Below are 14,025 nucleotides of genomic sequence, written 5' to 3' on the forward strand. Positions count from 1 at the left end.
GAGAGATGAGAATCCCGTTGCGTCAGCAGCTTCCTGCCGCCCTGGCGGCCGCCCTCACGGTCGCTCTCCCGGCCATCCCGGTCCGCGCTCAGACACCCGCCGCCAACACGGCGCCGGCACCGGAGCGGGTCAAGGATGTGCCCTCGGTCACGGCCGTCGACCCCGCCGCGATCAAGCCGGGCCAGATCCTGTTCACCGATCACCGCGAGAATCCGTCGGCGCCGGAGAACGGCCTGATCCCGTATCTCGACTGGTTGAAGGTGCGGCCGGCCGAGGCGACGGCGCTCGCCCCCTATCCCGGCTACAAGGAGCCGGATTACACCGTCACGGTGAACGGCGTGACGAAACCCCGGCACGAGACGCTGAAGGTCTATGTGGCCGAGGGACGCTTCGTCGTCCCGCGGCCGGCCGAGGCGATCGACCTCCAGGCCTTCGCCAATCTCGCCTTCGTCCAGAAGATGGATCCGGCGATCAAGCACCGCGCCATCTCGGCCGCCGACGTGACCCCCAACAAGGATCCGGCCGCCGCCTTCGCCAAGCGACCCGACCGGCCCTGGTGCGAGGGGGCGGGCGCCTGCATCGAGTCGCGCTACGATCTCGAGGGCAAGCTGCCGCTCGGGGTGAAGCTCGCCAACAAGCTGGAGGAAGGGTCGGCCAAGAAGATCGCCGAGTTCGTCTCGTTCCAGAGCGAGTTGCGGGTCCTCGGGCCGGACCAGGGCGCCGCGCTCAAGGCACTGACCAAGATCGACACGTCCGTCACCGGCGGGCTGGAGCAGACGATCTTCTGGGTCAACCAGATCCTGCGCTTCGGCAAGTTCCTCGCCGTGTTCCAGCCGATGCCGAACGACCCGACCAAGACGGTGGTCACCACCTACATGGCCCTTGCGATCAAGGGGGACGTCCTCGACCGCAAGGCCGAGTACGCCCGTGTGCCGGTTCTCAAGAACCTGCTGCCGGCGCAGGTGCTGATGGGCAATTCGAGCTTTAACACCGGCAACTCGATCAGCGCCGGCCTGCCGGTCTACGCTCGCAACCGGATCGCCGCCTTCGCGGACGCGCTCACCAAGCGCTGACGCGTCGCGACCGCGGGTGTCACATCCCGCGGTTGCCGATCGTCGGCAGCGTGGGCTGGGTGTAGGCGCGGTTCACGTCCCGGCGGCTCTGGGTGCCGTTCGTGTTGCCGGAGGCGCGGTAATTGTCGAGGTTGAAGGTCTCGGCCAGCCCGCTGCGCGAGTCCGGCCCATCGCTGGTGCTGCAGGCGCACAGGCCACCGAGGGTGAGTGCGGAGAGGGCGAGAAGGGTCAAGCGCATCGCAAATCCTGAAGCCTGCCGGAGTCGAGCCTCCCTCCGGCATCTCCCGGACGAGGCCTCGACGAAACGTCTCGCGGCATGGTCAGCCCGGGAGCGCGCCCGTCAAGGTCGCGCGCAACGTGTAAATCCGTTCTGTGGCCTCCGATGCGCAGCGGCCACGGAAAATCCACCACACCCCCGGTTTGGGGCGGATACCGACGGGCAATCGTGTTGAGCGCGGCCCGCGCCCCCTGGCGAATCCGGACCGTTTCGGGCGACAACCCTCGGCAATGAGCAACGTCTTGCCCTTCCGCCCGCGTCCCACCGTCACGCGCCTCGCCCGCTGCGAAGTCGTGACCGTGGCCGGTGATCTTCTCGCCCTCCTGGAGCAGCTCGAGGATGTGAGCGCCCGCGCCGCCGCGATGGGTCGCCCCGCGCTCGAGGTCGAGCGGACGGTCCAGCACCTGCTCGATGCCGTGAGTGCGGTCGAGCGCGCCCTCGACTGCATCGGCGAGGGCGAGCAATCCGCTCCGGGCTGATCGGCGCTTCACCCCCAACGCATCCGGATCGCGTCATCGCCCTCAGACGGGGGCGTCGAATACTGCACCGTCGCGAAGTCGACCGGTGTTGCTAAGCAGATCGTAAATCATCCGGAACCCTCCAGTACGCCTTGCGGTTGAGGGTCGGATGCTCACGTCGGGCGTCGGTTCCGGAGGATGTCATGAGGCTTCGCACGAGCAGTTTGCTGGCCGTCATGACGGCCGGCGGCCTTCTCGCCGGGACGACGATGCACGCCCACGCGGCCGAACTGGGCTTCCTCGAGATGCTGTTCGGGGCTCGGCCGGCGGTTCAACAAGCTCAGCCCGCGCAGACCCAGGCTCCGGCCTTCGAGGGCCGTTCGTATGGCCGCCAAGCGAGCCCGCGGCTCGGCGCCGCGCGCCGACGCTTTCAGACCCGCTACGCGGCGCTGCCGCTGAAAATCCGCGTCAAGGAGCGGGAGATCAGCGAGCGCCAGACCCCCATCGACATGAAGGGCGGCGCCACGGCGGCTCTGTTGAAGGACGAGACGCTGCGCCCCGGCGACATCGTGGTCCTGAATGCCGGCGCCCGGGTGTTCACCGGGAATCCCGACAAGCGTCACGCCATCCGAGATTTCGAACCGGTCCAGAACTCGCGCTTGGTCAGCAAGGGCACCCGCAAGGTCCTGGCCGGCCTGTTCACGCCGGTGGGCACCCTGCCCGCACAGGCCGCACGGCAGATGATGGCGCGGGCGAAACAGCCGGCCCCCGAGATCGCGACGCCGATCCCCGCGCAGAAGACCGCGATGCGGGTGATCAACCCGTGGCATGAGGCGCAGTGACTGGCCCGGCCGTCGCTCAGAAGAAGCGCTCCTTGATGACGATCGTGTCGCCCGGACGGACCGCGTAGGTCATCGGCACGATTCCTGAGACCAGCGTGCCGTTGGTGTCGCGGGTCAGAACGGCATAATCCCGCGCCGCCCGGGGGCCGAAGCCGGCGGCGATGGCCACCGCCGTCTCGACGGTCATGCCGTTGACGAACGGATACTGGCCCGAGGTGGTCACCTCCCCGAGAATGTAGAAGGGCCGGTAGGCATCCACCTCCACGGTGACGTGCGGCTCGCGGACGAACCCGGCCGCCAGCTTGGCCTCGACCGCCTTGGCCGCCTGGGCGGTCGTCTGACCGCCGACCTGCACGGTGCCGATCAGCGGCATGGCGATGCGACCGGCACCATCCACCGCGTAAATGTTCGACAGGTTGTCCTGGCCGAAGACGATCACCCGGAGCTTGTCGCCCGCCGCCAGCGTGTAGCGGGCGGCGATCGACCCGGTGCCGGTCGCGTCGAGTTCGTCGGTGCGGAAGCTCGGCCGCAGGCAACCGCCGAGTGCCAGAGTCGAGCCGAGTGCGAGAAGCAGAGCGCGCCGGTTCATCACCATCGCCGTCAAGGATGCAGTTGCCGGATGATCTAGGCCGTTAAGGTTAATGAAACTTGATCACCGCCGGACGGGCCAGCCGGCGCCGCCGGTCCGCGCGCGCCTTAACTCTTGAGCAACCTTAACATCCACTAATGGCGGCGGGCGGGCAGTAATGCCGGCCCGGTTTTCCGCCGCGTCCAGAGCGTCCGCATGTCCTCTATACGTCAACGCTCGACCAACGCCCTGCCCAGCCCGCAGCCGCGCGCCGACGAGGGCCTCGGTCTCGCACAGCTACCGCGGATTCTGAGGCGCTCGATCGGATGGATCGTCGGACCGACCCTGGTGGTCGCCCTGGGGGCGAGCGTTTTCGTCAACGTGGTCAGCCCCCGCTACACCGGCGAGGCGAAGGTTCTCCTGGAGAGCCGCGACCCGGCCTTCGCCCGCACCGCGCAGGAACGCGCCGACCAGCTCGCGCCCATCGACGAGCAGGCTGTGGCGAGCCAGGTGCAGGTGGTCATGTCCCGGGATCTCGCCCGCGAGGCGATCCGCCGGCTCAAGCTCGTGGGCAACGCCGAATTCGATCCCGGCGCCGGTAGCATCGGCCCGGTGCAGCGCGTGCTGATGATGCTCGGCATCGGCGCCAATCCTCTGGACCGCCTGGCCGAGGACCGCGTGCTCGATGCCTATTTCGATCACCTGCTGGTCTTTCCCGCCGGAAAGTCGCGCATCCTGACGATCGAGTTCCGCGCGAAGGATCCGAAGCTCGCGGCCGAAGCCGCCAACACCATCGCGAAGCTCTACATCGGCTCGCTGGAGGCCGATAAGGTCGACACTGCCCGCTATGCCTCCACGTGGCTCGGCGGGAACATCGACGGGCTCCGCAAGCGCGTCGCCGAAGCCGAGGCGAAGGTCGAGGCGTTCCGCGTCAAGAACGGCCTCGTGGGCAGCGCCGGCGCCACCGGCCGGCCCCTCAACGCGCAGCAGCTCGGCGAATTGTCGAGCCAGCTCTCGGCGGCGCGGAGCCTGAAGGCCGATCTCGACGGCAAGGTGAAGGCCATCAAGGACCTGATCAAGGACGGGCGCGCCTTCGAGATCCCGGATGTCGCGAACAACGAGGTGATCCGGCGGATCGTCGAGAACCGGATCTCGGTGCGTGCCCAGCTCGCCCTCGAATCGCGCACGCTTCTGCCGGCCCATCCGCGGATCAAGGAACTCAACGCTCAGCTCGAGGATCTCGACGCGCAGATCAAGGCCTCCGCCGAGCGCATCGTGCGGACGATGGACAACGACGCCAAGATCGCCGGCGCACGGGTCGAGAGCCTCCGGAACGCCGTGGACGGCCAGCAGGACGTCGTCGCCCAGGGGAACGCCAGCGAGATCCAGCTCCGGGCGCTGGAGCGCGAGGCCAAGGCGCAGCGTGAGCAGCTCGAATCCTATCTCGGCCGCTACCGCGAGGCGGCGGCGCGCGACGGCGAGGCGGCGACGCCGGCCGATGCCCGGATCGTATCCCGCGCGGTGACACCCGAGGTGCCGTCCTTCCCGAAGAAGTTGCCGATCGTCGCTTTCGCGACGCTGCTGACCCTCATGCTCTCGGCCGGCGGCGTCATCGCCAGCGCGCTGCTCGCCGAATCCGGCCGCGCTGCCGGACAGCGCGACGGCGATCCGACGGACGATCGCCGCCGCCGCGAGCCGTTGATGGACCGGCCGACCTTCGCGTTTCCGGAGCCGATGCCGTCCGAGCGCTGGTCCCAGCCGTCGGAGGCCGCAGCCGCCTCCGCGACGACGGCACCCGTGGCGAAAGCGTCTGCCGGCACCGCCGAGGCCTTCGACCTTGCGCCCCTCGTCGCGCGCATCGCCGCAGCGCCCCGCGACCCGGGGGCCCAGTCCGGCCGCCGGATCCTGATCGTCGAGACCGAGGACCGGCGCGGTCCGGCGACGCTCTCGGAGGCCCTGACCCGTGCCCTCGGCCGCGAGGGGAGCCTCGTCGCCGTGGATCTGAACGCGCCGAGCAGCGGGCCCCGGGGCTTGGGCTTCTCCGACCTCATCGCCGGCGAGGCTGCCTTCCTCGATGTGATTCAGGCCGGTCGCGCCGGCGGCCATCATCGGATCGCGGCCGGGCTCCACGATTCGACGGTCCTGTTCGACGCGCCGGACGCTCTGGTGTTGACCTTCGAGGCCATGGCGGAGGCCTACGAGTGCGTGCTCTTCCGGCTCGCCGCCGCGCCGGGCGCCGTCGACCTGCTCGAGCTCGTCGCGGGCTTCATGGACTGCGTGGTGATCGCGTCGAATGCCGATGCGGAGGATCCGGCGCTGGCCGATCTCTACGCCCTGGCCGAGGATGCGGGTGCGGGGCAGATCCTGGTCGCTCAGGACCGTCCGGCGAATGCGGATTTTCAGGATCCGGCGGCCGAGCTGCGCCTCAGCGCCGCTTGAGACGGGTGCCGCCGGGCGCGGGTCCGGCCCAGGACGCGACGGTCAGGGCCGGCGGCGCAAAGCCCGGAGCCGCTTGAGGACGGCGTAGAGACGCGGGTCTCGCTTGATGCGCCGCTTCGTGCGCGTCAGGCTTCCGCGCACGGCCCCGTAGGTCCGGCCGCGCAAGGTCACCGGTATGACCGTCTCGACGAGGCTGATCGTCTCGTCGCAGATGCTGGCCTTGTAGCGCGCCTCGCCGACGCCGAGGTCGAAGCCTTGCCGGCCCCGGTCCGTCTGATCGCGCACCAGATGTTGCAGCAACAGGTCCCCGGGGCTGTACCGGGCGATCTCCGGGTCGGCGTCGAATGCCGTCATCATGCCGCTGAAGCGCCGGTCGCTCACGGCGCCGCCGAACGTTGCCAGGACCCGGCCGCTCTCGACGAGGCAGAGGGCATGCACCTCCATCGCCGGCTCCGCGCCGGTCGACGCCGCCGCGAGGAAGGCGCGGATCGCGGGATCGGCATAGGGGTCGGAGATGCCCATGACGGCGAAGCGCGCCGATTTCTGCGCGTAGAAGGCGGCCAGCAGACGCTGCGCCTCCTCGGGCGTCCCGGCGCGGCGGTAGGCGATGGCGCCGTGCGCCTCGATGAGGCGCTTCTCCTTCGAGCGCAGCTTCTTGCGGGCGTCGGCACTGAAGACCCGGCGCACGGTCGCCTCCGGGTCCGGCCCGAGCATGAGACCGTAGGCATCGCTGGCCTCGGGCTCGCCGGTCGCGGCGAGCGGATTCGCCGCCCCGTCCCACATCCTGGGTTGATGCTTGAGGGTGTAGGCGTCGATGCCGTTGGCCCGGCCCGCCTGGATCAGGGCCGTGACGATGCTGCTGGGCGGGAGGGCTGCCGCATCGCGGGTGGCGAAGAGCGGCATATGATAGTTGGCGTGCGTGTCACCGACGGTGCGCGCGATGCGGAGGCCGTGTTCCCGCTGCAGCGTCAACGGCATGAGAAGGCGTGGACGCCCATCTGCGTTCCGCACGATCACGATGCGGGCATGCTCGACCTGCCCGGTCGCATGCAGATAGGCGCTCACCCAGTCGAACCGCTGATAGGGCGTCCCGAGGGCGGCCGGCTCGGTTTCGAGCCGGCGCCAGAGTGCCTCGGCGGCATTCAGATCCGGGATGATCTCCGCGATGAGCCCGTGGGCCAGGCGCGATTCGACCATGTCCGTTCCTGCCATCTGGACGCCGGTCGCCATGACCCGATCTCCCAGGGACCACCGACGATCCCGTGCCGCCCGAATACTGGGTTCCAGGGCCTGAATGGCCCGTCACCCCAATGCGGGATCCTTGGCCCGCGGCGCGGCACGGCGCGGCAAAAGGGATGCTTGGCTAACAGCTCCTTTCTTCCGGTCGCCCCTCGGTGCGGCGGCTTTCGGATTTGTTTACCGCGTCGCGCCAAGGCTCCGTGGTACGGGCGCTGCGGCCCGATCGGTTCAGAATCATGCTGTCGTCGCGCGCCAAGCATCGGGTCTTCGCGTCCGGCTTTCGCGCGATACAGGCGCTTGGGGCGGATCGGTGGCTCGGCCCCGCCGCCCGCGGCCTCGGTGTGATCCTCACATTCCACCACGTCAGCCCCGCGCCGAGTCCCGCCTTCGCGCCGAATCGCCTGCTGGGCATCACGCCGGAATTCCTCGACTTGACCCTGCGGGAACTCGATGCCCGGGGCTTCGAGATCATCGGCCTGGATCACCTGCCTGAGCGCCTGGCCGAACCCGATTACGGGCCGCCCTTCGCGGTCCTGACATTCGATGACGGCTACCGGGACAACGTCGTGCATGCGCGTCCCGTGCTGGCCCGCCACGGCGCGCCATGGACGTTGTTCGTCACCAGCGGCTTCGCCGATCAGGGCGGCCGGCTCTGGTGGATCGAGCTTGAGCACGCGATCGCGCGCCTCGATCGCGTGCGGATCGACATCGGGTCCCGCAGCGTGGACTTGCCGGCCCGCAGCCCGCAGGAGAAGGCTCTAGCCTTCGAAGTCGTTTACCGAGACCTGCGCCGCGGCCGCGAGGCCGACCTTCTCGACCGGATCGCCGAGCTCTGCCGACAGGCCGGCTTCCCGCCCGGACGGGTCGCCTCCGAACTGTGCCTGTCCTGGGCGGAGCTGCGCGACCTCGCGGCCGACCCGGCCGTGACGATCGGCGCGCATACGGTGAGCCACCCGATGCTGGCCAAGCACGACGCCGCCTTCGCCGCCCACGAGATCGCCGAGGGACGCGCGCGGATCGAGGCGGAACTCGGACGGACGGTCCGGCACCTGTCCTATCCGGTGGGAGACCCGACCTCCGCGGGACAGCGGGAATTCGCCCTGGCGCGGGAGATGGGCTTTGCGACGGCGGTGACCACGCGGCCCGGTCACCTGTTCGCCGAGCATGCCGCGCACCTTCAGGCCCTGCCCCGGGTCTCGGTGAACGGCTGCCACCAGACGGGTGCGGCGCTCGCCGGACTTCTCTCCGGTGTTCCGTTCCTGGCGTGGAATCGCGGGCGGCGCGTCAACGTCGCCTGAAGCGGCGTCGCGCTTCGAAACCGCCCCTGACGACGCCGGCCGAGTTCATCGAGGCGGGTGCGGGGACCGGATCGCGGACGCGGTCAGCGGAATAGAGCGTCGAACAGGTTCTGCGGCTGATGCGGCGGCGGCGGAGCCGGTGCCGGACCCTCGTTCGACGGGAAGAACTTGCGCGAGGGCTTCTGGCGCGGCTGGACGGGCACGCCGCGCGGCGCCTCCACGTCCACCTGCCCGGCCGCATTGAGCTGCTGCGCGGTCTTCGTGGGGTCCTTACCCGGGCGCTTCGCCTTCTCGGGCTTGGCCGCGACGGCCGGGACGTCTTCCTGCTCCTTGGCTTCGGCGATCACATCGCTGCCGCCTTTGCAGTCGACCAGCCACACGTCGTAGATCGGATGCTCGATCGCGTGCAGCCCGGGGCTCGACGCGAACATCCAGCCGGTGAAGATGCGGCGGTACTTGTTGTCGAGGGTCACCTCGTCGACCTCGAGGAAGGCCGTGGTCTTGGCGCTCTCGGTGGGCGGACGCGTGTAGCAGACCCGCGGGGTGAGCTGCAGCGCGCCGAACTGCACGGTCTCGTCGACCGCCACCTCGAAATTGACGATCCGGCCGGTGATCTTGTCGAGGCCGGAGAAGACCGCGGTCGGGTTCTTGATCTTGTCGGCGGCGGCAGGGCTGGCGCAGATGGCGAGCGCCAGGCTCGGGGCGAGCGCGCGGCGTGCGAAGGCGGTGATGCGGCTCAAGGCTCGGACCCCTAGACGAGGGTGGCCGGCCGCGCCAACGATTGCGCGGCGGACGATCGGGATTGGCCCGTCATGAACACCGGAACGGTGGCGGCAAAAGGGCGCCGGGTCCGCGGGAGACCGGGGATCTACTCGCCCGGCGACCAGGAGACGTAGTCGCCGGTGGCCGCCGGCCGCTGGCCCCAGGAGAGTTGCGAACCCGCCGGCCGGTACGCGTTGGCCGTGCCGGTCTGGTTCTCGATATGCGGCTTCTGCCAAGCCTTCGGCTCGTAGTTCTCCTCGCTCGGGGCGAGATCGACATTGTGGCAGAGCCAGCCACGCCAGCCGGGGGGGACCTTCGAGGCGTCGGCATAGCCGTTGTAGACGACCCAGCGGCGCTCCGAACCGACCGAGCGGTCGATCAGCGCGCCTTCCGCCTTGTAGTACTTGTTACCGAATTCGTCCTCGCCGACGAAAATGCCGGTGCGGGCGGTCTGGAGCGCCAGGGAGACGGTCTGGCCGTTCCACCATGTGAAGACGCGCAGCAAAGTGTCCTTCAGCGCCATCGCCGGTCCCGAGATCGTGCCGCGCCGCGGGGGCGCTTCTCGGCGTCGTTATGGTGACCGCGCGCCCGCGAGTCCAGCCGCGTGACGGAAGTGTCGCTGCGCGGCAACGCTCAAGGCGGGCTTTCCGCTCCCCGTTTCGGCCGGGCGTTCACCGCTCTCTCCAGGGTTGTGAATCTAAAATTTTCCCGATCCGATTCCGGAAAGCGGGAAGGACACTTATCCGGGCCCGGGACGATATCCACAGGCTTTTGCGAGCCGGCACAACATCTAGCGGGGAACAAGGCTGCCGAACACCACTTGTTGACGTGAGAGTGAAGGCGGCGGTATTCTCCCGGCATCGGTCGCGACCTTGGAGTGGCGCGTTGAGCAGGGGCGACCGTTCCTAGATTTCGTTCGCGACACCGGGTGACGACCCTTCGCCGGGCGTGTTCGGCCGCGAATCCCAATATCGGGCATAGACCCCGCGTCGCGCGGGGCGGGGCCGTCGTGTCCCGTCGGAAGAGGTGTGTTTCATGCGGTTCGAGCGTCGCTACACAACGGCCGGACAATCGCCCTACGCCGGGATCCCCTTCCGCAAGGCCCTGAGCGAGATCCGCAATCCGGACGGGTCGATTGTGTTCCGCCTCGACGGCATCGACGTGCCGGAGAGCTGGAGCCAGGTGGCGAGCGACGTCCTCGCGCAGAAGTATTTCCGCAAGGCGGGTGTGCCGGCCCGCCTCCGCAAGGTCGAGGAGAACGCGGTTCCCTCGTTCCTCTGGCGCTCGGTGCCCGACGAGGCGGCGCTGGCGGAACTGCCGGAGGACGAGCGCTTCGTTTCGGAATCCTCCGCCACGCAGGTCTTCGACCGGCTCGCCGGCTGCTGGACCTACTGGGGCTGGAAGGGCGGCTATTTCTCGTCGGAGGCGGACGCGTCCGCCTTCATGGACGAGCTGCGCTTCATGCTCGCCCGCCAGATGGTGGCGCCGAACTCGCCGCAATGGTTCAACACCGGCCTGCATTGGGCCTACGGCATCGATGGCCCGAGCCAGGGACACTATTACTGCGACCCGCAGACCGGCGTGCTGACCAAGTCGGCCACGGCCTACGAGCACCCGCAGCCGCATGCCTGCTTCATCCAGTCGGTCCAGGACGACCTCGTCAACGAGGGCGGCATCATGGACCTGTGGGTGCGTGAGGCGCGTCTGTTCAAGTACGGTTCGGGCACCGGCTCGAACTTCTCGCAGCTGCGCGCCGAGAACGAGAAGCTCGGCGGCGGCGGCAAGTCGTCGGGTCTGATGAGCTTCCTCAAGATCGGCGACCGGGCGGCGGGCGCGATCAAGTCGGGCGGCACCACCCGGCGTGCCGCCAAGATGGTGATCGTCGATATCGACCACCCGGATATCGAGGCCTTCATCGACTGGAAGGTGAAGGAGGAGCAGAAGGTCGCCGCCCTGGTGACCGGCTCGAAGGTCGTCTCCAAGCACCTGACCCTGGTGATGAAGGCCTGCACCCAGTGCGAGGCGGAAGGCGACGCCTGCTTCGACGCCGAGCGCAACCCGGCGCTCAAGCGCGAGATCAAGGCTGCCCGGCGGGCGTCCGTGCCGGACGCCTACATCAAGCGCGTGGTGCAGTTCGCTCGTCAGGGCTTCACCAAGATCGACTTCCCCGTCTACGACACCGACTGGGATTCCGAGGCCTACCTGACGGTGGCCGGCCAGAACTCCAACAACTCGGTCTCCCTGACCGACGGCTTCCTGCGCGCCGTCGAGGCGGACGCGGACTGGAACCTCACGGCTCGCACCACCGGCAAGGTCACCAAGACCCTGAAGGCGCGTGAGCTGTGGGAGCGGATCGGCGAGGCCGCCTGGGCGTCGGCGGATCCGGGCCTGCACTTCAACACCACGATGAACGACTGGCACACCTGCCCGGCGGGTGGGCGGATCCGGGCCTCGAACCCGTGCTCCGAGTACATGTTCCTCGACGACACTGCCTGCAATCTCGCCTCGGCGAACCTTCTGACGATGTACGACCGGGAGACCAAGCGCTTCGACGTGGAGGCGTTCGAGCATCTCAACCGCCTCTGGACGGTGGTGCTCGAGATCTCCGTGATGATGGCGCAGTTCCCATCCAAGGAGATCGCGGAACTCTCCTACCGGTACCGGACGCTGGGTCTCGGCTACGCGAATATCGGCGGCCTTCTGATGACCATGGGCCTGCCCTACGATTCCGATGCGGGCCGGGCGCTGGCCGGCGCGCTCACCGCGATCATGACCGGTGTCGCCTACGCCACCTCCGCCGAGATGGCTGCCGAACTCGGCACCTTCCAGGCCTATGACGAGAACGCCGACGCGATGCTGCGGGTGATCCGCAACCATCGCAGGGCCGCGCATGGCGAGACCGCAGGCTACGAGTTCCTGAATGTCGCGCCGGTCGCCCTCGACCATGCCAACATCCCGCAGGCCGACCTGGGCGACCATGCCCGCGCCGCCTGGGACCGGGCGCTGAAGCTCGGCGAGGAGCACGGCTACCGGAACGCGCAGGCCACCGTGATCGCGCCCACCGGCACGATCGGCCTCGTGATGGATTGCGACACCACGGGGATCGAGCCCGACTTCGCCCTGGTGAAGTTCAAGAAGCTCGCCGGTGGCGGCTACTTCAAGATCATCAACCAGGCCGCGCCGGACGCCCTGCGGGCGCTGGGCTACCGCGAATCCGAGATCGCCGAGATCGAGGCCTACGCGGTCGGCCACGGCTCCATGGGCCAGGCGCCGGGGATCAACCCGACGACGCTCCGCGCCAAGGGCTTTCCGGACGAGAAGATCGCCGCGGTGGAGAAGGGGCTGAAGTCGGCCTTCGACATCAAGTTCGTGTTCAATCGCTGGACGCTCGGCGACGACTTCCTGATCCAGACCCTGAAGGTCCCGGCCGAGAAGCTCGCGGACCCGACTTTCGAGCTGCTGCCGTTCCTCGGCTTCTCCAAGAAGGAGATCGAGGCCGCCAACACCCACATCTGCGGGGCGATGACGCTGGAGGGCGCGCCCTTCCTCAAGCTCGAGCACTACGCGGTCTTCGACTGCGCCAACCCGTGCGGGCGGATCGGCAAGCGCTACCTCTCGGTCGAGAGCCACATCCGCATGATGGCGGCGGCCCAACCCTTCATCTCGGGGGCGATCTCCAAGACCATCAACATGCCGAACGACGCCACGGTGGAGGATTGCAAGGCGGCCTACCTGCTGTCCTGGCGTCTCGCCCTCAAGGCGAACGCCCTCTACCGCGACGGCTCGAAGCTGTCGCAGCCGCTCAACTCGGCCCTCATCTCGGATGAGGACGACGAGGCGGATGAGGGCATCGAGGCGCTGATCCAGGCCCCGGCCGCCGCCAAGGCCGCCGCGGTGGCGGAGAAGATCGTCGAGCGGGTGATCGAGCGGGTGGAGCGCATCCGCTCCCGCGAGAAGCTGCCGGCCCGGCGCAAGGGGTACACCCAGAAGGCAGTCGTGGGCGGCCACAAGGTCTACCTGCGCACCGGCGAGTACGACGACGGGCGGCTGGGCGAGATCTTCATCGACATGCACAAGGAGGGCGCGACCTTCCGGAGCTTGATGAACAACTTCGCCATCGCGATCTCGCTCGGCCTCCAGTACGGCGTGCCGCTGGAGGAATACGTGGAGGCCTTCACCTTCACGCGGTTCGAGCCGGCGGGCTTCGTGCAGGGCAACGACGCGATCAAGAACGCGACGTCGCTCCTCGACTACGTGTTCCGCGAGCTGGCGGTCTCGTATCTCGGCCGCGCCGACCTCGCCCATGTCAGCCCCGCCGAGATCGGCGGCACGGTGATCGGCGGCGGCGAGAGCGGCGACACGACCCGCGAGGGCCCGAAGCCCGCACCGGCCTCCTCGGTGGTCTCGCGCGGTCTGCTGCGCGGCTCGGCCGACCGGCTGACCCTGATCCAGGGCGGTCCGGCGGGCGGGACGGTCGGTGTCGGCGCGGCGAGCGCCGGTCAGTCGGCCCCGGCCGGCGGAACGGTCCACGCGATCCGGGGCAGCACCGCGCTGAAAGCGGAGCCGGTGGCACCCGGTCAGGCCGAGACCATCGCGGACGCCCTGCCCTTCGCAAAGGTGGAGCGGAGCGTCGCGGACCGCCGCGCCGAGGCTAAGATGAAAGGCTATGTCGGCGAGGCCTGCCCGGAATGCGCGAACTTCACGCTGGTCCGCAACGGCACCTGCCTGAAGTGCGACACCTGCGGGTCCACGACGGGCTGCTCGTAATCCCGACGTCCTGGGGTGGATGTGACGTGCAGCAAAGTCCAACCAGTACATGCGGATATGCTGCCAGCCTATGAGGGAATGTGAAGCGAAGCATAAGATAAGCCTGGGGAACCAAATTTAGCGGAGAGCGGGATTGGTCCTAAACAGAGGGAGGATTGGTCCCTCGCCATAGGCAAGTTTGGTCCCAACTTCCTTTTGAAGCCGATTTCGCCAGTGTGTTGCCTTGGAACTTCGCTCGGTTCAGCGCCGAGCAGGTTCTCGTTCAAAACAGCAAAAACGGCGGCGGGTCTCGGCCCGCCGCC

Annotated in this window: 11 protein-coding genes; 6 read left to right on the forward strand and 5 right to left on the reverse strand. The window is 68.5% G+C overall.

Going from position 1 to position 14,025, the window contains the following annotated elements:
- Positions 1-17: 17 nt before the first annotated feature.
- The gene (locus tag PQI07_RS02215; RefSeq protein ID WP_182592621.1) at positions 18-1,073 is read left to right on the forward strand and encodes a hypothetical protein; all 1,056 of its coding nucleotides are present in this window, start codon (positions 18-20) and stop codon (positions 1,071-1,073) included.
- A gap of 19 nt (positions 1,074-1,092) precedes the next feature.
- Here the strand turns inward: PQI07_RS02215 and PQI07_RS02220 are convergent, their stop codons facing one another.
- Positions 1,093-1,311: a hypothetical protein gene (locus PQI07_RS02220; RefSeq protein ID WP_043345328.1), complete on the reverse strand. Its 219-nt coding sequence runs from the start codon at positions 1,309-1,311 to the stop codon at positions 1,093-1,095.
- A gap of 269 nt (positions 1,312-1,580) precedes the next feature.
- Here PQI07_RS02220 and PQI07_RS02225 point away from each other — a divergent pair, with 269 nt between their 5' ends.
- The gene (locus PQI07_RS02225; protein ID WP_043345326.1) at positions 1,581-1,829 is read left to right on the forward strand and encodes a hypothetical protein; all 249 of its coding nucleotides are present in this window, start codon (positions 1,581-1,583) and stop codon (positions 1,827-1,829) included.
- Positions 1,830-2,011: 182 nt separating this feature from the next.
- On the forward strand, positions 2,012-2,650 hold the full coding sequence (locus tag PQI07_RS02230; protein WP_274925969.1) for a hypothetical protein: 639 nt from the start codon (positions 2,012-2,014) through the stop codon (positions 2,648-2,650).
- A gap of 16 nt (positions 2,651-2,666) precedes the next feature.
- On the opposite strand, the gene PQI07_RS02235 is transcribed toward PQI07_RS02230, so the two are convergent.
- On the reverse strand, positions 2,667-3,245 hold the full coding sequence (locus tag PQI07_RS02235) for a polysaccharide biosynthesis/export family protein (RefSeq protein WP_043345320.1): 579 nt from the start codon (positions 3,243-3,245) through the stop codon (positions 2,667-2,669).
- Between the two features lie 189 nt (positions 3,246-3,434).
- Here PQI07_RS02235 and PQI07_RS02240 point away from each other — a divergent pair, with 189 nt between their 5' ends.
- Positions 3,435-5,657 carry a GumC family protein gene (locus PQI07_RS02240; protein ID WP_274925970.1) on the forward strand — a complete coding sequence of 741 codons (2,223 nt, stop codon included), beginning with the start codon at positions 3,435-3,437 and terminating at the stop codon, positions 5,655-5,657.
- 42 nt (positions 5,658-5,699) lie between these two features.
- On the opposite strand, the gene PQI07_RS02245 is transcribed toward PQI07_RS02240, so the two are convergent.
- Positions 5,700-6,887: a GNAT family N-acetyltransferase gene (locus PQI07_RS02245; RefSeq protein WP_051975976.1), complete on the reverse strand. Its 1,188-nt coding sequence runs from the start codon at positions 6,885-6,887 to the stop codon at positions 5,700-5,702.
- A 245-nt stretch (positions 6,888-7,132) separates the two neighbouring features.
- Here PQI07_RS02245 and PQI07_RS02250 point away from each other — a divergent pair, with 245 nt between their 5' ends.
- Complete coding sequence (locus PQI07_RS02250) at positions 7,133-8,194, forward strand: polysaccharide deacetylase family protein (RefSeq protein ID WP_274925971.1); 1,062 nt, start codon at positions 7,133-7,135, stop codon at positions 8,192-8,194.
- A gap of 83 nt (positions 8,195-8,277) precedes the next feature.
- On the opposite strand, the gene PQI07_RS02255 is transcribed toward PQI07_RS02250, so the two are convergent.
- Complete coding sequence (locus tag PQI07_RS02255; RefSeq protein WP_043380931.1) at positions 8,278-8,934, reverse strand: DUF2155 domain-containing protein; 657 nt, start codon at positions 8,932-8,934, stop codon at positions 8,278-8,280.
- A 128-nt stretch (positions 8,935-9,062) separates the two neighbouring features.
- Positions 9,063-9,479, reverse strand: a complete 417-nt coding sequence (locus tag PQI07_RS02260; RefSeq protein ID WP_078947231.1) for an NADH:ubiquinone oxidoreductase subunit NDUFA12 — start codon at positions 9,477-9,479, stop codon at positions 9,063-9,065.
- A 512-nt stretch (positions 9,480-9,991) separates the two neighbouring features.
- On the opposite strand from PQI07_RS02260, the gene PQI07_RS02265 reads away from it, so the two are divergent.
- Positions 9,992-13,723, forward strand: a complete 3,732-nt coding sequence (locus PQI07_RS02265; RefSeq protein WP_274925972.1) for a vitamin B12-dependent ribonucleotide reductase — start codon at positions 9,992-9,994, stop codon at positions 13,721-13,723.
- Positions 13,724-14,025: the final 302 nt, after the last annotated feature.

Origin of the sequence: Methylobacterium sp. 092160098-2 (assembly GCF_028920805.1) — a bacterium.
GTDB classification, from domain to species: Bacteria; Pseudomonadota; Alphaproteobacteria; order Rhizobiales; family Beijerinckiaceae; genus Methylobacterium; species Methylobacterium fujisawaense.

Excerpts from the sequence above, each read along its gene's own strand:
- PQI07_RS02220 (WP_043345328.1), bottom strand. The coding sequence starts at position 1,311 with ATGCGCTTGACCCTTCTCGCCCTCTCCGCACTCACCCTCGGTGGCCTG.
- PQI07_RS02225 (WP_043345326.1), top strand. The coding sequence starts at position 1,581 with ATGAGCAACGTCTTGCCCTTCCGCCCGCGTCCCACCGTCACGCGCCTC.
- PQI07_RS02230 (WP_274925969.1), top strand. The coding sequence starts at position 2,012 with ATGAGGCTTCGCACGAGCAGTTTGCTGGCCGTCATGACGGCCGGCGGC.
- PQI07_RS02235 (WP_043345320.1), bottom strand. The coding sequence starts at position 3,245 with ATGGTGATGAACCGGCGCGCTCTGCTTCTCGCACTCGGCTCGACTCTG.
- PQI07_RS02240 (WP_274925970.1), top strand. The coding sequence starts at position 3,435 with ATGTCCTCTATACGTCAACGCTCGACCAACGCCCTGCCCAGCCCGCAG.
- PQI07_RS02245 (WP_051975976.1), bottom strand. The coding sequence starts at position 6,887 with ATGGCGACCGGCGTCCAGATGGCAGGAACGGACATGGTCGAATCGCGC.
- PQI07_RS02250 (WP_274925971.1), top strand. The coding sequence starts at position 7,133 with ATGCTGTCGTCGCGCGCCAAGCATCGGGTCTTCGCGTCCGGCTTTCGC.
- PQI07_RS02260 (WP_078947231.1), bottom strand. The coding sequence starts at position 9,479 with ATGGCGCTGAAGGACACTTTGCTGCGCGTCTTCACATGGTGGAACGGC.
- PQI07_RS02265 (WP_274925972.1), top strand. The coding sequence starts at position 9,992 with ATGCGGTTCGAGCGTCGCTACACAACGGCCGGACAATCGCCCTACGCC.